General features: G+C 39.6%; 12 protein-coding genes and 1 tRNA gene. 2 read left to right on the top strand and 11 right to left on the bottom strand.

The window, feature by feature from the left end:
• Position 1 precedes the first annotated feature (1 nt).
• The 10 genes from ACLI09_RS14225 to ACLI09_RS14270 form a co-directional block, all read right to left on the bottom strand.
• Positions 2–1,390 carry an endo-1,4-beta-xylanase gene (locus tag ACLI09_RS14225; RefSeq protein WP_411420303.1) on the bottom strand — a complete coding sequence of 463 codons (1,389 nt, stop codon included), beginning with the start codon at positions 1,388–1,390 and terminating at the stop codon, positions 2–4.
• A gap of 119 nt (positions 1,391–1,509) precedes the next feature.
• Positions 1,510–2,613 (bottom strand): hypothetical protein, encoded by a 1,104-nt coding sequence (locus tag ACLI09_RS14230; RefSeq protein ID WP_411420304.1) that lies wholly within the window; start codon positions 2,611–2,613, stop codon positions 1,510–1,512.
• Between the two features lie 12 nt (positions 2,614–2,625).
• Positions 2,626–4,149, bottom strand: coding sequence for a RagB/SusD family nutrient uptake outer membrane protein (locus ACLI09_RS14235; protein ID WP_411420305.1), 1,524 nt, complete (start codon positions 4,147–4,149; stop codon positions 2,626–2,628).
• Between the two features lie 53 nt (positions 4,150–4,202).
• Positions 4,203–7,262: a SusC/RagA family TonB-linked outer membrane protein gene (locus ACLI09_RS14240; RefSeq protein ID WP_411420306.1), complete on the bottom strand. Its 3,060-nt coding sequence runs from the start codon at positions 7,260–7,262 to the stop codon at positions 4,203–4,205.
• A gap of 472 nt (positions 7,263–7,734) precedes the next feature.
• Entirely contained in the window at positions 7,735–11,880 is a 4,146-nt protein-coding gene (locus ACLI09_RS14245; protein WP_411420307.1) for a two-component regulator propeller domain-containing protein, read from the bottom strand.
• Between the two features lie 483 nt (positions 11,881–12,363).
• Positions 12,364–13,959 carry a RagB/SusD family nutrient uptake outer membrane protein gene (locus ACLI09_RS14250; RefSeq protein WP_411420308.1) on the bottom strand — a complete coding sequence of 532 codons (1,596 nt, stop codon included), beginning with the start codon at positions 13,957–13,959 and terminating at the stop codon, positions 12,364–12,366.
• Between the two features lie 18 nt (positions 13,960–13,977).
• Complete coding sequence (locus ACLI09_RS14255; RefSeq protein ID WP_411420309.1) at positions 13,978–16,983, bottom strand: SusC/RagA family TonB-linked outer membrane protein; 3,006 nt, start codon at positions 16,981–16,983, stop codon at positions 13,978–13,980.
• A gap of 178 nt (positions 16,984–17,161) precedes the next feature.
• Positions 17,162–19,603 carry a TIM-barrel domain-containing protein gene (locus ACLI09_RS14260; RefSeq protein ID WP_411420310.1) on the bottom strand — a complete coding sequence of 814 codons (2,442 nt, stop codon included), beginning with the start codon at positions 19,601–19,603 and terminating at the stop codon, positions 17,162–17,164.
• 439 nt (positions 19,604–20,042) lie between these two features.
• Positions 20,043–24,059 carry an ATP-binding protein gene (locus ACLI09_RS14265; protein WP_411420311.1) on the bottom strand — a complete coding sequence of 1,339 codons (4,017 nt, stop codon included), beginning with the start codon at positions 24,057–24,059 and terminating at the stop codon, positions 20,043–20,045.
• Between the two features lie 855 nt (positions 24,060–24,914).
• A complete protein-coding gene (locus ACLI09_RS14270) occupies positions 24,915–25,250 on the bottom strand; it encodes a winged helix-turn-helix transcriptional regulator (RefSeq protein ID WP_411420312.1) in 336 nt (111 codons plus the stop codon).
• A gap of 132 nt (positions 25,251–25,382) precedes the next feature.
• Between ACLI09_RS14270 and ACLI09_RS14275 the strand changes: the two genes are divergently transcribed.
• Positions 25,383–26,165 (top strand): SDR family oxidoreductase, encoded by a 783-nt coding sequence (locus ACLI09_RS14275; RefSeq protein WP_411420313.1) that lies wholly within the window; start codon positions 25,383–25,385, stop codon positions 26,163–26,165.
• Between the two features lie 20 nt (positions 26,166–26,185).
• Positions 26,186–26,356: a hypothetical protein gene (locus tag ACLI09_RS14280; protein ID WP_411420314.1), complete on the top strand. Its 171-nt coding sequence runs from the start codon at positions 26,186–26,188 to the stop codon at positions 26,354–26,356.
• 232 nt (positions 26,357–26,588) lie between these two features.
• On the opposite strand, the gene ACLI09_RS14285 is transcribed toward ACLI09_RS14280, so the two are convergent.
• Positions 26,589–26,663: transfer RNA gene (locus tag ACLI09_RS14285), tRNA-Val, on the bottom strand.
• Positions 26,664–26,672 lie beyond the last annotated feature (9 nt).

The following is a 26,672-nucleotide window of genomic DNA, read 5'->3' on the forward strand; positions in this document are numbered from 1 at the left end:
TTTAATCTAAGCCTTGTAGGAATCCGGTATGGGCACTCTTGATTGCAAAATTTGAATCATATAGTAAAGGCCAATCGTTCCCCGGGTGGTTAAGTTCGGCATTATATGGAATCCAGGATTCATTGTCCCTCATCCCCCAGATTGTCAGGGCATATTTGTTTGCCGAAGGAATTGCATTATATATTTTGACAATTTCTTTGTATTTATCTTTTTGATCTAACCTTCTTTCATTTGTAAAAGTCGAAATATCATTAAATGGATTTACCTGTATGTCAAGCTCAGAAATATGAATTTTTAAGCCTTTACTCACGGCCCTGTTAATATCAGTTTCTATCTGGTCTTTCGTAGGGCTTAGGTAGGTGTTGTGCATTTGAAACCCAACACCATTTATAAGGTTACTTGCTTTTAATGCATCAACCAGTTCATATACCTTATTTTGTTTTGGTATGTTAGCTGAAGTAGCATAATCGTTGTAAAACAATAATAAATCGGTATCTCCCGCCGCATCAGCTGCTTCTCTTGCCCACTGAAAACACTGATTAATATAATTTGGCCCCATCCTTTGAAGAAATATCGTATTTCTCAGGTTACCAGTGTCGTCTACTGCTTCGTTTACTACATCCCACGACGTTACTTTCCCTGCAAAATGAGTAACAACATCGGTAATGTATTGTCGCACTTCGTTACTAAATTCGGCATCTGTACCCGGATAATTGGTTAACCAATCCGGTACTGCAACGTGCCATACCAAAGCATGACCATGCACGTTGATGCCATTGTCATTTCCGTAAGCAACAATTTTATCTGCGGCTTCCCAGTTATAAACGCCACTGGCTACAGAAATAGGGTTCATTTTCATTTCATATTCGGCGGAAATGCTGCTAAATTCATTTTTTAAAATTACATCATATTGGCTTCCTGTTTCCAATTGACTGGCTTTTACAGCCATTCCTACAAAAAATGGATGTTGTAGTGCATTGGCCTTTACTTTCAGGAACGTAGGGTCTTCGGGAATACTGCTCACACCGTTGGTTACTACACTGATTACATTAGAATATGCAGAAATTTCGGAATCCCTTTTAGCCCTTACCCTGTAGAAATAACGGGTACCACCATCTAACCCCACTACAACTTCATTTAAATCGGTCACGGGCTTTGAGTTGTAATCTGGCAGGAATGTTTCAAAATCAGCACTGGTAGAAATGTCCAAAAGGTAGCTTTGGGCGGTAGAAACGTACATCCATTTTGCCCTGAAACCTGTATTGTTTACATCTTTCGCCGGGTTTGCTACAGGCGCTTCCAGCGCATTAGCACCTTCGTTATCATCTTTTGAGCATGAATTTAAAAAAAGCATAGCGCCGGTAAACACTAGTAAAAATATATTTTTCATATCTTTTATATTGTATTATATTCTCCTTGGTAATATGAGTTTCATGTTATTGTTTCCTTTAAATCTTAATGGTGATTTACATGACAGTTTAAACATAAAACCCAAAACCCATTAGTTAATTAATTGTAACGTATCTTTATGTTATCGTACTTTATTGTGCTGGGATTAGGCGTATCTCCCTGGGCGATACCCACCTTGATTTCGTTAACTTTTGAGGCATCAAGCCCGGCAGCCGAGTTACCTCCGAACCCATAGTTGTCTTTAAAATCAGCGAGTAACAGGGTCTTGGTAGTCCAGTTTACATCGGTTATTTTAAAATTATAACCGTAGTTTACACCATCAATTGTATTAAGCTGGATAGCAAATTGCGCACCTATAACATTTGCACTGACATCTATATCTATAAAAGTCCTTGTGGCATCATTATTTGTGGCGTTTAAAAAGTTAGCGCCTCCGCCTCCGCTACTGCCATTGTAACCATTTGCGGTAGAACCTGCCCAAGTAAGTGATGCATAATTGCCCGTGGGGCCGCCCGGAGTGGCCGCGTTAAACGATTCAACATCGCCGTAAGAAACCCATGATTCCCTTACGCCGCCTCCGTCAAAATCTGATACAATAACTACGGTTGCAAATTCTATTGTTGTGGATGCCGTGCCGCCCGGGGTGGTAATTACTAATTCTGACCCCGATACCGCGTTTGCCGGCAAAGCAACAATAATTGAAGTGGGCGAATTTGCAGAAAAAGTTATCGCAGTGCCGCCTAATGTTACTGACGTTACATTATAAAACCACGTACCTACAACCTCTAAAGGATAACCGGGCGTTGCCACAGCCGGTACCGTATTGGTTATAGTGGGAACGGGCTGTAAAATTTCAATATTTTTAGTAACTATGCCGTTTGCAGTAATAAAGGTAATTGGCTGTACCCCAAACCTGCTTCCCAGGTCATCATCAAACGGAACTGTAAAAATAAAAGACTTGTCTGAATTATAATTAGCGTTAAAAGCAACATCAATTGTATTATCAAGAGTAATCTTCTTTAATCCGGCCAGCCCGTTGCCTTCAACCCTTACTTTGTTTAAGGGGTAGGCCTGGTTTAGCAAATCGCCGGGTTCTGCAACCATTGCATCTACAGTCGCAGTACCTTCGTCGTCTTTTTGGCAGCCTGTAAAAAACACCAGGGCACACAGTATAATAAGGCTATATTTTATTTTATTTATCATGTTATAAAGGATTTAATTAAAGTTATAAGCAACCGGAGGTTCTAACAGCGATGGGTTAGTGTCTATTGCAGATTGCGGCAATGGTAATTCAAAGTAAGTGCTTGAAGGCGTAATCATATTTGAAACTAAAACTGTCCTTGCATCATCAGAATAAAATCCAACTTCCTGCTGCGATATTATTGCAGTTGCTTCAGAAAGGCCACGGCGTTTCAGGTCGAAAAAATATTGTCCCTCAAGTGCAAATTCAGTTCGCCTCTCTTTAAATAACTCATCTCTTGTAAGTACCGTTTTAAGCGGTAATCCCGCCCTGGCCCTTACCTGGTTAAATGCATTGAGTGCAGACGCATCGGTTGTAGAGCTGGCTCCTGCTAAAATTGCCTCAGCATGCATTAATAAAATATCAGAATACCTTAATATAATGGTGTTTTGAGATGTGCGCATAAAAAAGACATCGTTTCTTTCGGCAGCAGAACCTACAATATACTTCCTGAAGTTAGCTCCTGTAGCAGATAGTATTTTTGTATACGTAAACCCTCCCTGGCTACTCAGCAATTCCGGATAAAAGTCGCCATCGGTCATTATAGTACTCTTCTTTCTCCCATCCTGTGGCTCAAAAGTACTTTGCAATGAAATAGAAGGCAGGTAAACGCCCCATCCGTCACTACCGCCTGTTATTCCGGTGCCCGCCGGAACTATATAGGCCTGGTTTGTATTTTGGGTTCCCCATTCGGTAGCTATGGCTTTCCATTGCAGCGCAAACATACTCTCTGCACTATTATTGTTTTCCGGGCTGCTAAATAAGTTTCCATACTGCTGTATAAGGGTATATTGCCCACCCATAATTTCCTCGGTTAACGCAGCACATTCGGCATATTCATTTAATGTTAAATGCACTTTTGCCAGAATACCTTTAGCTACCAGCTTAGTAATATATCCTCTTTTTGCGGCAGTTTCGGGCAAATTTTCCGCGGCATATTGCAGGTCTAGCTTTATAAACTGATAAACATCCTCTACGCGGTTTCTTTTTGGCTGTGCTGCAGAACCTGCCCTGTCAACAATAGGTACAGCACCAAAGGTCCTAACAAGGTAAAAATAAGCATTTGCCCTCATAAACCGTGATATCGCTATAGCGCTCCTGTAAGATTCATCGGGTAATTGATCCCTCTGGTCTTCAACCAGGCTCATTAAGTTGTTAGACTGGTCAATCACCGAAAATAATGAAACGTATCCTTCTGTTAAGATGGGGTTTTGCGATGTTACCTGTGCATTTAGGAATTGGGAATAAGCGCCATCAAATGTAAAGGCATTTCCCGCATACATATCTCCTACGGCAATTAAAAACTTATCGTTAAAGGCAAACCAGGGTTTAAAATATAAACTCTCGGCAATCCCATCAAAGGCTGTTATTCCCTCAGGCAAATCGCCCGGGGTAAGCTGGTTTTCAGATGGCGCATCTAAAAATTCATCTGAACAGGAAAACAAGGACAGCAATGCTATGAGCATAGCCATTATAGAAAGTTTTAAACGTTTTTTCATAACTATACTGTTTAAAAGACTATTAATTAATAAGTTAAATATTTTAATGTTAGTTAAAACCTTACATCAACACCTACTGATGTGGTTCTTGGCACAGGGTACCTGCCTAAATCGATGCCGCTTAATGTTATATTTTGATCTAAATTTCCCAAAGCAGGATCAAAACCTGAATATTTTGTGAAGGTGTATAGATTTTGCACATTCACATAAAATCTTACATAAGAGAAAATAGAGTGCTCGAATATAGTACTGGGTAAATTATAGCTTAAAGACACATTTTGAACCCTTAAATAAGAACCGTCTTCCACAAACCTGTTTGAAATCCTTCCATTACCATTAGGGTCTGTAAGCGTAATCCTGGGCTCATTTGTGTTCTCATTTACACCGGGTTCAAATGCATTCATTACCCTGGTACTTACGTTTCCGTACCTGTCTCCAAATCCCGGGTAAATACCGTCTATATAATGACGTGTAAAGTTGTATATTTCATTGCCCTGGCTACCGGTTAATACTATAGACAGGTTAAAGTTTTTATACTTAAAGTTGTTTGTAAACGAGTAGGTAAAATCAGGTATCGCACTGCCGATATTTGTTTGGTCTTTAGAATCAATTTTCCCATCGCCGTTAAGGTCTTTAAATCGGATATCGCCCACTGCGGTCCCGGCTTCCTGGGTAGGCCCGGCAGCTAACTCAGCCTCATTTTTAAACAGCCCTTCGGTAACATATCCATAAAACTGCCCTACCGGCTGTCCCTCGGTAGTCCTTGTAATGGTATAGAGGTCAAATTGTACTTTGCCCAGCAACGATTTACCCTGGCCCTGAAAACTCGTTAACTCATTTTTATATTTCGAAAAAATGACGGTACTTTCCCATGTGAAATTACCTGAATCGATATTCCTTGTATTAAGTGTTAAATCAACTCCTTTTGTTTGAATTTTACCGGTGTTTAAATAGTAGTTAAGCGCACTTTGGTTAGACTCATCATTGATTTGTTTCGTTAAGAAATCCGATGAATTTTTAATATAGTAATCCACAGCTAATTTAGCCCTGCTGTTAAAAACATCGATATCAAAGCCGGCATTAAACGATTTTAGCGATTCCCATTTAATATTAGGATTCCCTAAGTTATCAATCGTTGGCGATGAGCCTCCAAATGGAGATGCGGTTAAAGTTAGTATGGTCTGGTACCTGTTGGCCGGGATATTTTGATTTCCTACAGAACCATAACCGGCTCTAAACTTAAAGTAATTTATGGTGTTTAACAGTGGCTCAAAAAACTTTTCGTTACTCACAGTCCATCCTCCGGACAGTGATGGAAAATACCCCCACTTATTATTAGGCCCAAAGTTTGAAGAAGCATCTGCCCTCATTGAAGCTGTAAGTGAATACCTATCCGAAAAACCATAATTTAATCTTGAAATGTAAGATGTCATGGACCATCTGCCGGAACCATTTCCATTTAAAGCGGTATCAATATCGCCTAAATTTAAATTGGGGAAATCTGAACTTAAAAAATCCCCACTTCGGTAGCCGCTCAAATATTCATACCGGCTTTCCTGGGCCTCCTGACCTAATAATAAGGTAAAATTGTGCTTATCATTAAAACTCTTATCATATGTTAAATAGTTTTTTATGTTCCAGTAATAGCTTTGGTCCTGCTGTTTGAACGATTTGTTTAAAAGTTCAGTAACGTTTCCTAAAGTGTAGGCTGGCGCAAACGAACTGCTTTTTGCAAAATTTAAATCATACCCCAACTCCGACCGGTAGACCAACCCTTTTATCAGCGTAATATCGGCAAACAGATTTCCATTCATCTTATACCTTTCATTCTTTGCATTATTGTACTCAGCCAATGCAATCGGGTTAGTTGCCTCATTTGCCGAGGATCCTAAGCCGTTTACAGGCCCCGCAAAAGAACCGTCCGCATATCGTACCGGTAATTCCGGAGATTGCCTTAATGAATTCATAACTAAACCGCCCCTGTCATCATTCCGCACAACTTTTTGGGTTGACCTGCTTAGTGAAACATTATTGCCAATTTTCAACCATGGCTTCACGTCAGAATCTACATTTAACCGGACAGACATCCTGTTGAAATTTGAATTTAAAACAACCCCTTCCTGATCAAAGTAATTTATAGATGAATAATATCTTGTACCATCCTTATCGCCCGAAAACGATAGCTGATGGTTGTACATAGCAGCATTTCTAAAAAGTTCATCCTGCCAGTCAGTACCTCTCCCCAATAGGTCTGGCTTTTGATACTGATATGGGATGGGTTCGCCATTTAACTCTAAAACTTTAGTCTGATATTTTGCGTATTGTGGTAAATTTAAAACGTCGACAAAATTTATAACCTGCTGAACACCCATATAGGTTTCATAAGAAACGGTCGATTTTCCTTTTTTACCTTTTTTGGTCGTAATTAAAACCACACCATTCGCGCCATTCGCGCCATAAATAGCGGTTGCCGACGCATCTTTTAAAATATCAATAGATTCTATGTCAGACATATTTAAACCTGCCAAGGCAGAGTTTTTAGTTTGCCCGCTGCCACCGCCCAATGCGCTAAATGAAAAAGAATCATTGTTTTTATCAGCAAATACCGGTGTACCGTCTACAACATACAGGGGCTCATTTCCGTTAATAGACGTAATCCCCCTAATCTGTACTGAGATCCCTCCACCGGGGGTACCTGAGTTTTGCGTAACGTTTACCCCTGCAGCCTTCCCTACAAGCGCCTGGTCTATAGACGTAAAAGGCTTACCCTGGATTTCAGAGGCCTTAATTGAAGATACTGCGCCATTGATATCTTTCCTTTTAGACGTACCATATCCCACGATAACTACCTCGTTTAACTTTTCAGCTTCAAAAACCATGTTTACCTGCATTACCGATTGCGCATCTGCCTGCATCGATACGCTTTTGTAGCCTACATACGTAAAAAGAAGGTTAGCCCCCTGTGCTACATTGTTTAAAACAAAGTTACCTTCAGTATCTGTAACCGTTGCGTTGCTTGTCCCTTCTACCAATACGCTAACGCCCGGCAAAGCCACACCATCTGAAGCTACTTTACCTTTAATGGTCTGGGCAAAGAGAAAGTTCGCCCACATACATATAATTAAACACAGGAGATTTTTTAATGTAATTTTTTGCATAGATTTTGTTGTTGATTATAAATTACTGTTAGGGTTATAGTCTTTAAATGCTGCTGCCCGAAAAACGTCTTAAGGATAGGGGCATTTAAATTATTGATTAAATTACCCGACGAATGTAGATTGTTCATGCCCGGAATTATGAAATAAATAAAGCATTTTATAGCATATTTGTTGCATAATAAGCTCCCGGAAGTCCATTATGAGCAAAACTCAATCTCTTGGCAATAAAAACATTGCTGAATTATTGCTATAAAACCTCATTAAAAAATATTATACCCATAAAAAAACAATGATATTTTTCTTAAAAACATATTTAAGCAATAAGAGAGGTATAGATGGATACTTAATGCAATTAAGGTTAAATGCAAAAAGCCTCAACGTAAATTGAGGCTTGGGATTAAATATCTAAATAAGCAGTAACCCTTATTTATTCTTTTGGCTTTTTATGTTGCTTGGGGAGGTGACCATATTTAGCCTTATAACATTTAGAGAAATAAGACGGCGAAGTAAAACCTACTATATAGGTTATTTCATTGATATTATTATTACCTAATTCTATCAGCTGCTTTGCTTTTTCCAACCGTACATTTCTAACAAATTCATTAACCGAAACACCGGTAAGTGTTTTTATTTTCCGATATAGCTGGCTTCTGCTCAGGAAAATTTTTTCAGACAAGAAATCTACATTTAACTCTGGGTCGCTTATGTTCTCATTAATATAGCGCAGGATTTTTTGAATAAATTCATTATCAAGGGTCGTAGTTTTATCCATCCCTAATTTTGTAATTCCGGTATAAAACTTCTTAAAAATAATTTGCCTGCTTGTAATAAGCTGCGCCAGGCTGGCTTTTAAGACATCTAACTCAAAAGGCTTACTTAAATACATATCAGCTCCGGAATCAATTCCTTCCAACTTGTCTTTCACCATAGCTTTTGCCGAGAGCATCAATAAAGGGATGTGGCTTGTTTTTATGTCTCCTTTAATCTGTTTACATAACTGCAAACCATCCATAACCGGCATAACTACATCAGTTATAATTAAATCAGGCAATCTCTCAACAGCAAGATTATAACCTTTTTTACCATTCTCTGCTACAATTACCTTATACAACTTGCTAAGTTCTTCCTTAAGGTAGGTTCTAAGTGCTACATTATCTTCAACAATTAAAACAGTACTGGTTTTTATAACCTCTTCTTCCACTTCCTCATCAAAGTCATAATCCACCTCCTTGTTTCCATCTTGTTCAGTTATTAGCTTGTTATCATATTTTTCACGCCTGTAAGATTCATGAACTATTTCACTTTCATTGTAGAAAGAATTGCCTACCGGAAATATAATTTTAAATGTTGTGCCCTCTCCCTCTTTGCTTTCAACATTTATTTTACCCCTGTGTAATTCAACAAATTCTTTTACAACCTCAAGCCCAATCCCGGTACTGCCGTAGTATTCTTTATTTAAATTACCTACCTGGTAAAACCGGTCAAAAATCCTTTCCAGGTCATTTTCATTTATTCCTGAACCGGTATTTTTTATTGAAATTGAAATCGATGGTACCGTATCCCCGTCAAGAACTAATAAACTATCTGCACCGGATTTTTCAATAGTAACCGTTATAAATCCATCATCCGGAGTAAACTTAAACGCATTTGAAAGAATATTAAAAATTATTTTTTCAAGCATGTTGGGGTCAAGCCAGTCTTCGAGCTCATCTGTGTCAGGTTTAAAACTAAGCGAAATGTTCCTGGCAATTGCCTCATCATCAAAATAGCTTATAACATCTTTTGTGAATCCAATTAATTCAATTTTCCTGACTTTAAGCGGTATTTTATTAAACTGTATTTTATTAAAGTCCATAAGCTCATTAATTAATCTTGACAGCCTGCTGGAACTTTTATGGATTGTTTTTAATTTGCTTATTATTTCCGGTGGAACCCCCTTGTTCTTTAAAATATCTTCTAAAGGATTAATTATTAAGGTCAGGGGTGTCCTGAACTCGTGTGATATATTTGTAAAGAATTGTAATTTCTTATTGTTTAAATTTTCTGTCTGAACTAATTTCTCCTTTTCTAAAATTATAGCCTGTTTAGTTTTAAAACGGTCCTGGTAAATTTTATTAAGATATACTACCACAGAAAATAAAAGTAATGTATAGGCAATATATGCCCAGAACGTTTTCCACCAGGGTGGTAAAATGCTTATTTTTAGCTCTAAAGGCACCTTGTTCCACGAAGCGTTGCCATTAGCAGATTTTACCTTAAATACATATTCTCCCGGGGGCAAGTTAGTGTAAGTGGCACTCCTTTTATTACCCACATAATTCCAGCTTTTTTCAAAACCTTCAAGGTAATATGCGTACTGGATTTTTTTTGGGAAATTATAGTCAATCCCTACATATTCTATGGTGAATACTGATTGCGAATGGTTAAGCGTAATTTCTTTGGTTTGGGAAATTACTTTAGACAAAGGTGAAGAATCTTCCTGCGGCTTTACAGAAAAATTAAATAATTTAAAATCACTAAAATATAGCCTTGGTGATTTCTCTGTTTTTTTGATTTGGTTAGGGTTAAAATAATTTACTCCTTCATAACCCCCAAAATATAACTCTCCGTTCCCGTCTTTAAAAACAGAATTATTATTAAAATCATTATCTATAAGGCCGTCATCTTTATTAAAATTTGTACTTATCTTGTTTTTAAGATCAAGTTTCGTCAGCCCATTTCCGCCGCTTACCCATAAAGAACCGTTATTATCAGAAACTATAGCACGTATAGATTTATCTGTAAAACCCTGAAAATCATTATAATTTAAAAACCGCCCGTTCTTTTTGTTGTAGCTAAACAACCCTCCTCCATCAGTTCCTATCCAAATTGTTTTGTCGTTAGATTCATAAATGGATAAGATGGTCTGAATACTTTTATGTTTTGGCATGTTACTTAACATTGCGCTTCGCATAGGCGTTACCTTAAAACCTGAGCCGGCTGTAAAATGTACCTTGTAGAGCCCCAATACGGTTCCCACCCATAAAACATCATCAGAATCTACTAAAACCTTACGTATAAAAGAATTATCTAATCCATTGTCTACAAAAGGCTTAGAATTGCAATGAACAAATGTATTGCTCCCGCTATCAAAATAATGCAACCCTTTTACAAAGGTTCCAATCCAGATTCTGCCCGTGGAATCTTCTGAAAAACTAAATACCCTGTTTGATTTTAACCCCGGGGTATTTCTTGTGTTGTAATTTATAAACTTCGTGGTACCACTTTTTAAACAGTAAATACCACGGTCCCAGCTCCCTATCCAAATGTTCTGTTTGCTGTCTATAAATATAGTCTGTATATAATGCGCATCTAAGCCTGAGTAGTAACTCTGATTTTCTTGATTAACGTGGATGAAATTTTTGTTGCGTAGATTATAGATATCTAAACCGCCCCCTTCGGTGCTTATTAATAACCGGTCTTCCTTATCTTTTACAACAGATGTTACATAGCTTGTTTGCAGCGAATTATCATTATTTACAAGTGATTCTATTGCAGTGAATTTGCTGTTAGGTTTATCAAATACACCAAGCCCTTTATTGTAATAGCCTAACCACAGCCGTTTCTCCTTATCTTCATATAAGGACCATACCGAATTAGACTTCAGGCTAAAATCATTGTATTTATTATACAGATATTTTTTTATTACCCGGCCTTTGTAGTCAACAATCAGTAATCCGTCATTTTCGGTGCCGCAAATAATATAATCCTTACTACTTTGTAAAACAGATAATATTTTATTTTTGGTAACAGCATGATTTTCATACTCATAACTATCCATTTCAGGTTTAATTTTTATCAAACCATTTGAAAATGTCCCGAGCCAGATATACCCAAATTTATCTATCACCATGCTTTCAATATCATCTGAAATAGGCGTTCTTTTAAATTTGTCGGCATAAACCTGAGTTATAGCTCCATTTGAATCCAACGCAAAAAGTCCGTAGCTGGTTCCCAAATAAACAATCCCCTGCCTGCTCTTCGCCGAACATTTTATCAAAAAATTTGGTTTTTGCCATAGTTTCGACCTGATGGCAATAGCTTTCTGAGTTTTAACATTAAGTTTAAATAACCCGAAACCATAGGTGCCAAGAATTAAATTGCCATTGTTATCCTGAACAATAGTTTTTATCGTAACCGGGTCATGAAGCCCGTTTGTAATGCTGTCATCAATAGTAATTTTAATAAAATTATCTAAATCCCTGTTGTATAAACACAATCCTTCATCGGTGCCCACCCACAAATTATTATAAGAGTCTACAAACGTGGTAAAGACAACATCACTGTTTATGGTACTTGTTTTTTTTTGGTCATACCGGTACCCTACATAGTTAACACCATCGTATCGGAACAAACCCGAACCTACTGTACCAATCCAAAAAAAACCGTCATTGTCCTGAACAATTGACGAGATTGCCCTTTTAGAACTGGTTTCCTGTATATTCCTAAATTGGTAGTTATCAAATTTACCTTGTGAAAAAACATAATTTATGAAGATACAAAAGCATATAAAACTATATTTTAAGTTTTTCATTTTTAATCATTTACCAATATTGACCAAATTATAGGCTCCATTTTCATTATTCTATTGTCATTATGTACATGTTGTGTTATTTGCACATAACCATTAAATTGAAACCAAAACATGATAACGTATGTAAAACATTGCGAGTTAAAACTTTGTGTCTTGGACTTATTATTTAATATAAAAAAAATAAATCACTAATTTTGTTCATATTCAGCCTGTTTAATCACAACACGTGGAGAATATGCCAATTTAAAATTATTAATTCGGTACTTACCCTTATAATGTATTGCTCAATAAATGGTACTTATATCATAATCAACCAAAATTCTGCTAAGGTAATAGATTTAAAATATGCTTTTTCATCTTTTTTAAAATCTTGTATTATCAATCATTATTAGAATAATTTATTTTATAAGTAATGCCCGCAGGTAAAATAACTTAATTATTAAACCTACAGGCAAAACCTCCAAACTAAACAATCTGTTATACTTAATCGCCGTAACCCGGGTTTTGCACAAGGTTACTGTTGGTTTGCATGGCCTGCAGCGGTATTGGGTACAGGTTCCTGTTAGTGTTAGACGGGTCGTGGGAGAACCATGATTTTGTAGTAAATACCCCAAAGCGCACTAAATCCTGGCGGCGGCGGCCTTCCTGGCAAAACTCCCACCCCAGTTCATCAAGAAACCGGCCAAATGTAATATCGGCTCCGCCGTCATGCGTTTCAGAGTAGGTATCCCTGCGGCCATAATCATAGGTACTTCCCTGGGTTAATTGTTCGTCTGTTACAACCGCAAGGTTTGGGTTATCAAAATCCCTCATTCTTACCTGTGTAACCAATGCACCTGCGCCTCCCTGGCCTGAACGCATTAGTGCTTCTGCTTTCATTAGCAATATATCGGCATACCTAAATACCGGAAAATCATTACCCAGGCGGTTTTGGGCGCCAATCTTAATTTCAAACTTACCCCATCGGTAGCCATCGTCTTTGTCAGATTCATCTATAGAAGGTACACTGTTAGTATAGTTTATGCTTAACGGGTCGCCATTACGGGCAAACTGAGGCCCTTTAATATAATTTTGTTCAAGCCGCTTGTCTTCGGGGTTAAAAGATTCAATAAACTGCGGTATGGCACATACTCCGCCCCACGGTGCATACGTCATACTGTAGGTTTGCTGGCTTTCCTGTGCAAGGGTTTGCATATGGAAGTCAAAGGCATTCCAGTCGGTTACATAAAGTTCGTCCATCGGCAGGGCAAATATTATTTCCTTTGAATTTTGGTTCTCGGTAATAAAAATATTTTTCTGGTTTGTTTCCAGTGTGTAATGCCCGGATGCCATTACAAGATCACACTCAGCAATACATTGCTGCCACATAGCCTCACCGCGCCATACTTGGGCATTAAGATACATTTTAGCCAGTAGGGTGTGGGCAACCCATTTATTCATCCTGCCATAGTAGTAACCTCTTGGCTCATCAGATAGCAGGTTGATGTTTTCATTGATTTCGCTTATTATGTAATCAAATACCTCGGCCCTGGTTGATTGCTGCGGAAGCGAAGTATCACGGAAATCTGTAACCAGTGGCACGTTACCAAAAAGGTCTACTAGTATGTAGTAGTATGACGCCCTGAGTACGTGCAGTTCTGCCAGCAGCGCTTGTTTTTGCTCCTCTGATGGAAGCACTATAAGGCCCTCTTCAATTTGGGCAATAATCCTGTTGGTATTATTAATGCCCTCATAAGTCCGGGTCCAGGGCTGCCACATACCATCATCATTTGTGGTCCAGGTGTGCTGGTGCCACCTTTTATATATATAGCCGTCAAGCCATCCAATACCTATTCGGGCAGGTATCACATCCTGGTCGGCAGAAAGCTCCTGTGTGCGTACTACGCCGTTCCATAACAGCATGGTTTTGCGCCACGGGATGTAAGCCGCATTTACCAGCGCGCTGATTTCGAGTTCTGACTTTGGTGTGTAATTTTCAGACACTACCTTACCGTAGCTTTCATCAAGCAGTTCGGTGCATGAGGTAGCGCTTAAGAGAAATGCCAGTGAGGCCGCTAAAAAGAGTTTATTTGTTTTCATTACAGTTGTTTTTAATTGTTAAAAGCGGGCTGTTACACCAAAGGCGAATGTGCGGGTAGTAGGAAATTTTTCTCTCCTGTCTATCCCTGGATCCAGGCCGGAAGTGCTCACCTCCGGGTCAATGCCTTTGTAGCCTGTAATAATAAAGGCATTGTTTACCGAACCGTAAATCCTTATGTCTTTAAAGGTGCTTTTAAATTTGTTAAATGTATATCCTAACGTTATGTTGTCTATTTTCCAGTAATCGCCGTCTTCTATATAATAGCTGTTGTACTCAGCGCCTACAGAAGGGCTTAATGTTGTTTTTCCAAAGACTTTGTCATTAACAGAGGTAAGCCTGTTATCGCGGTAACCGTTCTGTGTACCTTCAAAGTTCATGCGTGGCTCGTTTAATACCTGGTAATTAAATGCACCACGCATATTTACCGTAAAATCGATATTTTTATATTTAAGGGTATTATTAAAGCCTGCATACCATTTTGGTATACCATTACCCAGGTAATGCCTGTCTTCAGGGGCATGTGTAAACTCATCATAAGGTATCCTTTCGCCATTGCGGTCTTCATATATCCATTTGCCACCAGCATCCACATCTACCACTTTAAAACCATAAAAATTACCTATTGGCTGGCCTACCTGTGCCCTGTGCGAGCTGGTGCCCTGGCCTTCATAAGGTGTCCATCCCGTGTCAAAATAGTCAAAGTCAGTTTTAAATACGCTGCCGTTAAGGCTCTTAAGCTGGTTATCGTTTACTGAGTAGGTTACCGTTGTGCTCCAGGTAAAATCGGTAGTTTCCACAGGGGTTGCATTAATTAATACTTCAACACCGCGGTTTACCATATTACCTCCGTTTGCTACAGTTGTATTAAACAGGTTTGGCGGGGTTGGTACGGTGTACCTGTATAAAAGCCCTACCACGTTGCGGCTGTAAGCATCTATTGAACCGGAAATGCGGCCACCCAGCGAACTCCAGTCAACACCTATGTTAGTTTCCCTTTTTTCCTCCCACTTCAGGTCAGGGTTGGGGTTAGATGCTGGTATGATGGTGCGTATCCACTGGCCGTTTACATAAGCATAATCGCCATATTGCAGCATGGATACCCCAAGGAATGACTCCGATGGCTGTGAGCCGGTAACACCGTAGCCTGCTCGCAACTTGAGGTCATTAAATATTTTTTGGTCTTTCATAAAACTTTCGTTTGTAATTTTCCAGCCTACAGAAACTGCAGGGAATGTACCCCAGGCGTTATCGGTACCCCAAAGCTGGCTGGCTCCCTCGTAGCGAACACTGGCCATTAAAAGATATTTATCATCAAAAGCATAGGTAGCCCTGGTAAAGAAACTAATAAGGTTGGTTCTCCATTTTCCAGACCCCATAGTTGCCAGGCCTTCCTGTATACCCGCACCGGATCCTATGTTATGCCACCCTCCAAAGACATCGTCCTGGATTAACTTGTTAAACATATTCCACGATTCTCCGCCATTTTCTATATAGCTGTACCCACCCAGTACTGTGAATTTATTTTTGCCAATAACCTTATCATAGGTCGCAGTAAGTTCCATAAGTTTTTCAGTATCTGTATACCCGCCTATAGAGGCCGTTACTCCTGCATTATCACGCACATTTGCAATATGGTTTAATGTTGTCGAGTTGCCGTTAGTACTGGGCTGGCGCCTGTATGAAAAATTTGCATTTAAGGTAAGATCCTTAATAGGGTTATAGGTAAGTGTGCTGGTATAGCGCATTTCGGTTGTTTTTGTATTGCCATCGGCTTCATAAAGTAAAGCTAACGGGTTTTCATACCCAAGTTTATTCAGGTTTTCATGCCATGAGCCGTCTGCATTTTTAATAGGGTCTGTAGGATTGCGCCTCAGGGCCGAATAATATACCCAATTTCCAAAATTACCATTGGTATAGGCTTCCCTGCCTAAAATTGAAAATCGTATTTTTAACTTGTCATCAAACATCTTATGGTTAACTTCTATACGCCCCCTGAATGTTTTATTGTTCGATTCTAAAAAAACACCTTCCTGGCTGTTGTAGTTAAGATTTGCTATGTAGTTGGTTTGCGAGCTTCCTCCCTGGAAAGAAAGGTTATGAACGTGGGTTACCGGCGTTCTTGAAATTTCATCAAGCCAGTTTACATTAGCACCATTATCCGCTTCCGGATACAGTTCCCTGAATTGCTGTGCGCTTAAAAAATCAAGTTTCCGGGCATTTTGTGCCGTACTGATATAGCTGGAATATTCAACGCTGTTTATTTGTGCCCCTTTAGCTTTTTTAGTGGTAATTAAAATTACCCCATTTGTACCACGCACGCCATAAATTGCTGCAGCCGATCCGTCTTTTAACACATCAATACTTTCTATATCTTCCGGGGCCACAGTATTTAGCCATCCGGGCACCCCGTCTATTAATACTAGCGGGTCAGAATAAGCCCCGGCCAATGTATTGTTGCCCCTTAATTTTATTGTGGTCGTTGCATTAGGGTCGCCGCTCGCATTGGTAACATTTAAGCCTGCAACTTTTCCTGTTATCAGTTGCCCGGCATCACGCACCTGCCCCTGTGTAAATTTGTCTGCCTTTACACTGGCTACTGCACTGGTTACATCTCCGGCTTTTTGCTTGCCGTAGCCAATAACTACTACTTCATCAAGTTGCTGTACATCTTCCTGTAATGCCACATCAACAGTAGTTTGGCCATTTACAGCAACTTCCTGATTTATAAACCCGATATACGAAATAATAAATACTGCATCGGCTGGGGCATCAATAGTGTATTTACCATCCAGGTCGGTAGTAGTTGCAATCTGTGTTCCTTTAATCAGGATAGTGGCTCCGGGCAACGGCATGCCATCGGTTTTAGAGGTTATAGTACCGGTTATATTTTGTTGAAAATAGGCAGCTTTTGCTGTCGAAGCAGCTATAGCATAAGAACTGAACAGCATATTTATCACCAGGGCCAATATAGGGATAACCGACCCTTTTTTGATGGCGTGGTAACTTTTGTAAAATTCATTCATAAATAGTTGATTTAATGTTAGTGTGATTCTTAATGACGCACTACGCAAACGTTTTCGTAAAGAGCGAAATTTTTTTATTGTATTCATGATTTCATAATAGGGAGAATTTTAATTAGTTATATTTATATGAAACCTAAAAGCCTGCCCAGTACAGGCTTTAGGTTTTATTAGTTAGAAATTAAAATTTTATTTCTGTCTTTTTACCGGTGTAGGTTACGGTTTTATTTTCGCCTGTAGGTAACACAATTGTGAATTTTCGGTTTTGGAGCATTCCGTTATAAGAGCCTTTACGGTTAGCTATGGTAAGTTTTTTTGACGCGTCATTCCATGAAAAATCGATCTCAGTATACGCGCCTTTTTCATAATTGTAGTTGTCAAACTCATCCTCATATAATACAAAAGAGCCATTAGCGCCGGGGTACACTTTTATTTCGAGATTATCCCACTTTTTTTCAGTGGCATATTGCACCTGCGGCCCGGTAGGAATTATTGCCCCGGCCCGTATATATAGCGGAACGATATCAATAGTTGTTGGCCTGGTGATTTCCTGGCCGCCGTTATATTTTTCGTTAGTCCAGTAGTCGTACCATACAGTACCCGCCGGCAGGTATACCTGTGTTGATTTTTTAGTGGTAAAATCTACCTCCGCTTTAGCCGGTGCATCCTTACCGTCCTGCTTGTTCCATCCGGTCTGTTCATCTACCTTTACAACTGTTTCCGGGGTATACTGGGCATTTACTACAGGAGCCACTAGGATAGATTTACCAAACATATATTCGTCATTTATGTCCCATACCTTTTTATCATTTACAAAGTCCATGAAAAGGGCACGCATAAAGGTTGACTGGTTTTTGCTAACGTCCCAGGATACAGAATAAATATACGGCAAGAGTGCATAGCGCAGGTTTATAGACTTATCTATCGCGTCGTATATTGGCTCACCTTTATTTCCGAATTGATAAATTTCACGCGGTATATCAGTACCATGCGAGCGCATCATAGGATTAAAGGCCCCAAACTGCATCCATCGCACATACAGTTCCTGATACGAAGGGTTTTTAGCGCCGGCTCCCTGGTATTTGCCATGGTTATAAGCGCCTGCAAAAAAGCCGCCTATATCAGAGTTCCAGTGGGGCATACCTGTTAATGAAAAGTTTAACCCTGCAGGTATCTGCTTGCGTAGGTTTTCCCAGCTTGAACCCGTATCGCCTGACCATGTGTTGGCACCGTATCGCTGCTGGCCTGCAAAAGCCGACCTTGTAAGGATGAACACACGCTTATCTGAAGTGGTCTGGCGCTGGTGGTCGTACATGCCGCCAACAGTCATAAGTGGAAACGCGTTACGCACTTTGCGGAAAGAACCAAGATAGGTTTTGGTGTCATAATCAGATGGTTTAGGATTAAAATGGTCGGGCTCGGTAGAATCCATCCACCACCCGTCGATGCCCTTTGCAAACAGGCCTTCATTGGCATACTTCCAATAAATGTCGCGGGCTGCGGGGTTGTATACGTCATACACCCTTACGCCCGACGGATAATCCATATTAGGAGGCCACGTTTCCAAGCCCGACTCGGGCCAGGTTTTGATATTAAACAGCATACCTTTCGCATCCATATCACGGTACTGTTTTGTTTTTGGGCCAAAAGAAGACCATATAGAGATAATAAGGTGCGCATTGAGTGCATGCACGTCATCGGCCATCTTTTTTCCATTGGGAAACTCCGGATTTAAAAAGTCCATGGCATTCCACAGGTAATTATTGCCCCAGTATTGCCAGTCCTGTATAATACCATCTAATGGTACATTTAGCTCACGATATTTTTTAACTACATCTGTAAGTTCTGCCTGGCTTTTGTAGCGCTCCCTGCTTTGCCAGAAACCATATGTCCACAACGGGAACATAGGCACCTTGCCGGTAAGTTCACGCATATTGGCAATAACACCGTCGGCAGTGCCGCCGTACATAAAATAATAATCTACACCGTCACCTACTTGCGATTTAAATGATGTTTCATTAGCATCGTCAACAAATTCTGTTGGGGAATAATTATCCCAAAATAATCCATAGCCTTTTACTGACTGAAAAAAGGTTACCGCATCTTCTACATTACCCTGTTCCAGGTGGTATTTTTGGTTGCGCTGGCTCAGGTCGCCCCGCTGGTGCTGGCCAAGCCCGTAGATGGGTTCGTCTTTGTCTAAAGTAAAGGACTGGTAAACGTTATACGTGCTTGCGCCGGCATCATCAAAGGGGGTAAGTTTTGTACCGTTACCTTTCTCTTTCAACAAGGCCTGCCCGGTGGGGGATGAAAATTCTACGGCTCCCGTAGAAAGTTCTACAGAAACACTTAGTTTATTTGATCTAAGCGTAACAACATTGCCAGTTTGCTTTGTTGCAAACGCCGTTTTAGATGGAGGCAGTATCACAGACAGGCTTTGCTTTATAAATGTTTTGCCTGTAGGTACTTTAATAATACGCACTATAGTGGGGCTATAGAATTGCACTTCTACATCATTGCCATTTGCAACGGTTTTTACTCCAAATTGGGTTTTTTGAAAAGATTGTGCATATACATTCAAGGACGATACTGCAAGCACAAGCATCAGGCAGATTTGTTTCATTTATAAAAATTTATATTGGTATTAATTTTCCCGCACCATGCTACTACATCGTAATAGTTCACTGGGTTAAAAATAGAATATTACAATAATTAAGATTTTTACAAATGTTGAAACAATTGTAACAAATGTTGAAATGTGATTTAAGGCTGCTTTAAATTATTGATATTTAATAATTTATATTTAGGTTTGTTTTTAATAAAATTAAAAATATCAGGTTTAAATTACATATTGATAAATAAGGGTTTAGTTTAAAAGCCTTTTTATTTAGTTTACTTATACTTTTGATATGGTAATATTTAAAGTATTTATTAAGAAAACTTTGACAGATGCCTGATTGTGCTGTTTTATTATCAAGAAACCTGCAATAGTAATCATTTAAAAGATGTTTAAATAATTTAGTCGTGATGGCAATTTAGGGTGTTAAAGTAACTGTGCTATTTTAATTTTTAGAAATTTTTTCCTCTCTGTATTGGCTCGGGGTCTTACTAAATGAGTCGTGGAAACATTTAGAAAAATAAGACATACTGTTAAAGCCTACTGCTTCGGCAATATCGGCTATGGCCATGTTACTTTCAGAAAGCAATTCAGCTGCTTTTTTAAGGCGGATGGAACGAATAAAATTAATAGGGGGATATCCGGTAAGTGCTACTAATTTTCTGTAAAGGCCAGTACGGTCCATACCCATATCTGTGCTAAATTTCTCTACTGAGTAATCTGGGTTAGATAGGTTTTTGTCTACAAACCTAAGTGCCCGTTCAAGCAATTCCTTATCAAGCGGGTTTGTGGTAATTGATCCTGCCTTTACATCTTTCTCATTTATGAAGGTTTTATGCCTTGTATAGTTCATTTCTAACAGTTTGGCAATACGCAGCAATAAGAATTTAATATCAAATGGTTTTACAAGATATGCATCGGCCCCGGATTCATATCCTTCAAAACGGGCTTCATCAGAGGTCCTCCCGGTTAACATTATTACTGGTGTGTGGCTTATTGAAATATTATTTCTAAGGGCTTTGCAAAATGCTGCCCCGTCCATTTCAGGCATCATCATATCGCTTATAACTATGTCAGGTAAATACTGTAGCGTTTTTTCTAATCCTATTTTACCGTTTTCGGCTGTTATTATATTATAATATGACGACAATTCACTGCTTATGTAGGTGCGGAAACCAGGATGGTCTTCTACTAACAATACCGTTTTTTTATCATTTACATGGCCAGGCGTATGCAGCACATCTGTGTTTTCTTCCTTACCAGATAAAAGTACCTTAAAGCAGGTGCCACTCCCTGGGGTACTCTCTACAGTTATGGAGCCCCGATGCAGGTCTACATATTGTTTTACCATAAATAACCCTATACCGCTGCCTATAGGATTGTCATCTTGGTTGTCAGCCTGGTAAAATCGCTCAAAAATGCGGTCTAATTCTCCCGGCTGTATACCTGTACCGGTATCCTTAACTGCTATGTTTAACTCTTCGGTAGCCTCGTTAAAAGTTGCAGAGAGCGTAACCCTGCCGCCTACAGGTGTAAATTTAATAGCGTTTGACAGTAGGTTAACTATTATCCTCTTAACCTTTTGCTTGTCAATATGGATGTGCAGGTCGCCCTCAAATATTTCCTGAGTAAACGCAATTTGTTTTTCATCGGCCATTTCAGAGTAAGCGTCGCATATCTCACTTATAAAATTGAGGCTGCCACAAAAGTGAGGGTGCAATACTTCATTTGCGGCATCTATTTTTTTAAATTCCAGCAATTGGTTTACCGTATCCAGCAATAAATTAGCATTATTGCCTATACGCCTTAGTTCAGCTTTAAGGTTGCGGTCGGGTACTTTTTGTATTAGTGCCCTGAGCGGGGTTATAATCAACGATAAAGGCGTACGTAATTCATGGCTCATATTTGTTATAAAGTCTGACTTGGCTTTTTCAACAGCTTCGGCATGCTGCTTCTCACGCTTTAGCGCGCTGCGCTTTACTATATACCTGTATAATAGCCATATAAAACAGCATCCTATGATGCCGTACAATAGCTTGGCAGAGGTTGTTTTCCAAATGGGGGGCGCAATTACCACCACCATAGTTTTAGGTTTATTTACCCAGTGAATACCGTCGGGGCTTGCTTCTAATTTAAAAACGTATTCGCCCGGGGCAAGTCCGGTATAAGTTGCTTCGCCATAATCTGACGGGGGGGCTTCCACCCTCCAGTCGTCATCAATACCCTCCAGTTTATACCGGAAATGGCTTTCAGACGGATTAATATAATTGAGGCCTGAATAGCCGATGCTGATAAAATTTTGTTTATAGTTAAGCCGCAGGGTATCGGTAGCGTTCAATGCATTTGTTAGTATATTATCATTATCTGCGCTACCGGCTGCAACATTTTTTCCAAAAAGCTTTAGGTTAAGAAATGTTGGCCTGAGGTAACGCTGCTTTATTCCGGCAGAACTTTGCGGGATGTTATTCATGCCATCTATAGCCCCAAAAAACAGCCCGGATACCGGTGAAAGAAACGCAGCCCTTTCTGTAAAGGGATGTTCTATAATACCGGTGTGCTTATAATGGTTTATGACACTAAAGGTACAATTAGCGCCGGAACAGTTTTTTATAATATGGCTTACCCCTCTGGATGTGGTAACCCAAATGGCATGGTCCTCATCCTCAATAATCGCCTTGATACTGTTATTTATTAATCCGGTCTGGGTGTCCATCCGGTATAGCTTTTTGTTTTTGCTGTCCCACATGGTAAGCCCGTCATAGGTACCCACCCATAAATCCTGCGCTGAATCAGTAAAAATACAGGTATAGCGATGGCTCTTCCTGCCAAACATGGGCAGCTTCTTATCATTTTTGCCTGTCGATACTGTAATTTTATGGGTTTTTAAATCCATTATAAAAGGTCCACCGGAAGATAACCCTGCTAAAAACCCACGCCACTCTGTAAATTGCTGTATATGAGATATTTTTGTTCCCGTATAAATACATTCAAAAGATTCAGATGCCTTGGTCCATCGCAGCAACCCTTCATTTTCTGTACCTACATATATTGCGGAATCTGTGGCCTCATACACATAATTTGTAGCTTTAGGATACCTGAGGCGTAAGGCACCATCCCTCTCCCGGACATATAGCCCCACCGGAGTGGATAGCCAAATACATCCCCGTGAGTCTTTAACGAGGGCATTACAGTATACCCCCGGCAGCAAGTGTTCCATTACTGATGAACTGGTAAGCGGAAGAGGGGTGGTAAAGAGCCCCTGGTTAGTGCCTATAAGCAGTTTACCGTCGTCGGCATCCGTAAAACAATTAACCTGGAGCTCATTATCTCCTGATATTTTGAAAAGCTGTTTTTGGTATTGCGGAAACCGAAACCTATCAGGATGATAATAATAGAGCCCCTTATTTAATGTTCCTGCCCAAAATCCGCCACGGCTGTCAAATAAAACCGTACTAACCTCGGTAGTAATATCATTACGGCCTAAAATTTTCAACTTAGGATATAATGTACCTTTTGTACTACCGGGGTTAAAATGCCACAGCCCTTTGTTGCTGCTCATTATAAAGCCGCCATCTTTATCGGCGGCAAAAGTGTTGAGCCAGTATTCGTTAGCATCTATTAATGTCTTTACTTCATGTGTTCTAGTGTCGAACCTTAGTAGCCTGCCTTCATAAATGCCCGCCCTAATAATGTAAATATAATTACCAACTACAGTTGTATGTATCCACTCTTTTAATGTATCAGGACTTTTGCCGGTAACACGCTTTTGAAACAATTCTTTTGCCGTAAACCGGTTAAAACAGCGTACCAAACCCGATTTGTAAAACAGGTAAATATTTTTATTACAGTAGGCTATATCATACACCCTGTCGACAGGACTGCCTTTTAGGGCTACATCCTTTAAAAACAGCCTGTTTTTTTTCGAGCCACTATCATAGCATTGCAACGCACCGGTATCGTTAATCACCCAAAGATCATTTGCTTTATCTACAAATAAATCAACGGGAACGCCCGTAAAACCCATTTCTTTTAAAACTTTACCGGGGTCTTTTTCACTTTTTTCTTTTGAAATATTAATAAGCGAAAGTTTGCCCAGGCATTTAAACCATAAATGGTTATTCTCTATATAACTGTGGTGAAAGCCGGTATACGATGTTACAGGTATTGCATTTAAGTCATCAAGGTGTATGGTCTTAAAACTACTGCCATCATATATATTAAGCATCCCTTCCGTGAACACACCAATCCTGCCGTCTTTAAGCTCAATAATATTGCGTATTCTTTCTTCGTTTAGCTGCTGCCTGCCTTCTACAGGAGTAAACACCATTTCCTGGGCACCTGCTACATTATTGCCTAACAAAAGTAATAGCCATATGGCTGGGTTAAGGGCGCAAAGAGTTTTGGCTACCCCACGTGCCCTGTTAATTAGTGCAATGAAAATTTTATATAAAATTTTTATCATGCCTTGAGTATATTGTTTTAAGATCATTAAATAGCATTAACAACAGAAAGTTATACAAAAATACTCAATATTACCCCGTGGTACATTATGGTGTTAATCAAATCACAGTATTGCTTCCTATCGTACTTGAAGGCATTCGACTCTCAGTCAGCACGCATCTCCACAAAGAGCTTACAACATGGATAATTGAGGGTGCTGAGTAAATAAAATATTAAACAATACATTTTTACAGATGAGGCTATAGCCGTGTCTTTATAGAAGCAATATGAAAGGAAAACCAATGATAAATTCTTAAACCAGCTAATTGTGACAGACACTTCCGACGGTGGTGTAAGTGCTCTAAATAAATTATTATCTCAGCTATCTATTGTTGGGCAATAAGAATTTTACTTACAGTTATCTTGAAGACGGGAGGGATGGATTAAAAGTGATTAGTAATTGTGGCGGATTTTGTACAAGAACCTGAAGATGCTTACTATCCATACATTCAAAAAAATGCAATTAAGCAGGTTCAGTTTGACTATATTGTTACAGTAAGCGAGATAGATAGTATAATTTATCTATTAATCTTCCGGAAAATTTAAAAGAGTATTTCAATTATGATTAGCCCTAAAAAAACAATGCAGGATTAATAATAGAAAAATACATTTTTTAGACAGAATTAGCTTTGTGGTTACTTCTGTTTTTTGTTTTATAAGTTTTCTTTTTGGTAGTTTTTATATATCGTTATTTCAGGACTGTGCAGAATCAGGGATCACAATCTAACGCTTATAACCTATTTTGTCTTTCTATGAAGCAGTGCAAATTGATGATTGATTTATTCAATGTCATAAATTTATCCCAAACGCTTTAAGATCAATGACCGTAAATGTCTTCATGTTCATCTCCCCAATTTCCTATAACTGAAATTACAGGGATTAACGTTTTTCCAAAATCGGTCAGGCTGTACTCTACTTTCGGAGGCACAACAGGGTAAATAACCTTTGTCACAAGCTCATGTTCTTCTAATTCCTTCAGCTGGATATTTAAAACCCGGCGCGAAGCATCGGGTATTTTGCGCTGCAGTTCGCTTGGGCGCTTATGCCCCTGCCCGATAAACCAAAGCAAACGTACTTTCCATTTGCCATAAAGTACTTCACCTATCAGGTCAAGGCCACAATTAAGGTTTGGTATTGTTTTTCTCTCATACATATCACAAAAGTAATCCTATGTTCTTATATGCACAATAGGGGAATAATTTATCCCTATACGATTCGTAACTCCGTACTTGTGAGGAACTAACGTACTCCCGAGATTTGTACAAAGAAACTTAAACGTAAAAAAATGGATTATCAAAACGAATTGTCAGGCAAGATTGCCTTAGTGACAGGTGGTACAAAAGGGGCAGGCAGGGCCATTGCCGAAAGGCTGCTACAAGCCGGGGCAACGGTGATTATAACCGCCCGGAATGTTCCGGAGAATGAAAACAGCCGGCTGCATTTCATCCCTTCCGATTTGATTAAGGCAGAAGATGCGCAAAAGCTGGTAAGCGAAGTACTCTCTACGTATGGGCGACTGGATATCCTGGTGAACAACCTGGGTTCCTCAACAACGCCTGCAGGCGGCTTTAGCGCATTAACTGATGAAGACTGGGTATCAACCCTGCAAGCCAATTTACTGGCCCCGGTTAGGCTGGACAGGGCATTTTTGCCGCAAATGATAGCTAAGAAAAGTGGTGTTATTATCCATATAGCTTCTATTCAGGGCATACTGCCACTTTATGATTCTACCCTGCCTTATGCCGCCGCAAAAGCAGCATTGAGAAATTACAGCAAAAGCCTATCCAATGAAGTTACACCAAAAGGTGTCCGGGTACTTACGGTTTCCCCGGGATGGATAAACACATCAGCATCTGTAGCCTGGCTGGGCGAGATTGCGCGAAATGCAAACAGCACCGTAGAAGAAGCGCAACAAGGTGTTATGGATGCATTGGGTGGAATACCGTATGGCAGGCCTGCACAACCCGAAGAAGTAGCTGAGTTAGTAGGCTTCCTTGTCTCACCAAGGGCAGGCTACCTGACAGGTACTGAATATGTAATCGATGGCGGTACAGTACCCACAATTTAATAATCTAAAAAAATAACAACATGAACTTACCAAAAGTAATAACAGACCTGGTTAATGCGCAAAACAGTTTTGACAGCATTGCCTATGCGGATTGTTTTTCTGAAACCGCCGTGGTATTTGATGAAGGTAAAACTCATAAAGGAAGACTTGAAATAGAGCGTTGGATCGACCACTCAAACAAGAACTACTAAGCAGTGATGAAATCACTGAAATATACCGAAAGCAATAACATTTTAACTGCAGAATGCTCAGGAACATTTCCAGGAAGCCCTATCACGCTAAAATTTCATTTTAATATTGTTAACGGTCAAATTCAGCATTTAAAAGTAACAGATTAAACATAAAAGAGAGTCCGTCTGTTTACTGTAAGTTATTTAAACGACAAAGCCATTGGAATCCAATGGCTTTGTTTGTCTTTCTGTGTGGGCGATGAGGGGTTCGAACCCCCGACCCCCTCGGTGTAAACGAGGTGCTCTGAACCAGCTGAGCTAATCGCCCCAATATTTT

The organism is Flavobacterium sp. RHBU_24 (genome assembly GCF_046613695.1).
Classification (GTDB): Bacteria; Bacteroidota; Bacteroidia; order Flavobacteriales; family Flavobacteriaceae; genus Flavobacterium.

Coding starts and splice junctions, on each gene's coding strand:
- ACLI09_RS14225 (WP_411420303.1), bottom strand. CDS start 1,390: ATGAAAAATATATTTTTACTAGTGTTTACCGGCGCTATGCTTTTTTTA.
- ACLI09_RS14230 (WP_411420304.1), bottom strand. CDS start 2,613: ATGATAAATAAAATAAAATATAGCCTTATTATACTGTGTGCCCTGGTG.
- ACLI09_RS14235 (WP_411420305.1), bottom strand. CDS start 4,149: ATGAAAAAACGTTTAAAACTTTCTATAATGGCTATGCTCATAGCATTG.
- ACLI09_RS14240 (WP_411420306.1), bottom strand. CDS start 7,262: ATGTGGGCGAACTTTCTCTTTGCCCAGACCATTAAAGGTAAAGTAGCT.
- ACLI09_RS14245 (WP_411420307.1), bottom strand. CDS start 11,880: ATGAAAAACTTAAAATATAGTTTTATATGCTTTTGTATCTTCATAAAT.
- ACLI09_RS14250 (WP_411420308.1), bottom strand. CDS start 13,959: ATGAAAACAAATAAACTCTTTTTAGCGGCCTCACTGGCATTTCTCTTA.
- ACLI09_RS14255 (WP_411420309.1), bottom strand. CDS start 16,983: ATGAATGAATTTTACAAAAGTTACCACGCCATCAAAAAAGGGTCGGTT.
- ACLI09_RS14260 (WP_411420310.1), bottom strand. CDS start 19,603: ATGAAACAAATCTGCCTGATGCTTGTGCTTGCAGTATCGTCCTTGAAT.
- ACLI09_RS14265 (WP_411420311.1), bottom strand. CDS start 24,059: ATGATAAAAATTTTATATAAAATTTTCATTGCACTAATTAACAGGGCA.
- ACLI09_RS14270 (WP_411420312.1), bottom strand. CDS start 25,250: ATGTATGAGAGAAAAACAATACCAAACCTTAATTGTGGCCTTGACCTG.
- ACLI09_RS14275 (WP_411420313.1), top strand. CDS start 25,383: ATGGATTATCAAAACGAATTGTCAGGCAAGATTGCCTTAGTGACAGGT.
- ACLI09_RS14280 (WP_411420314.1), top strand. CDS start 26,186: ATGAACTTACCAAAAGTAATAACAGACCTGGTTAATGCGCAAAACAGT.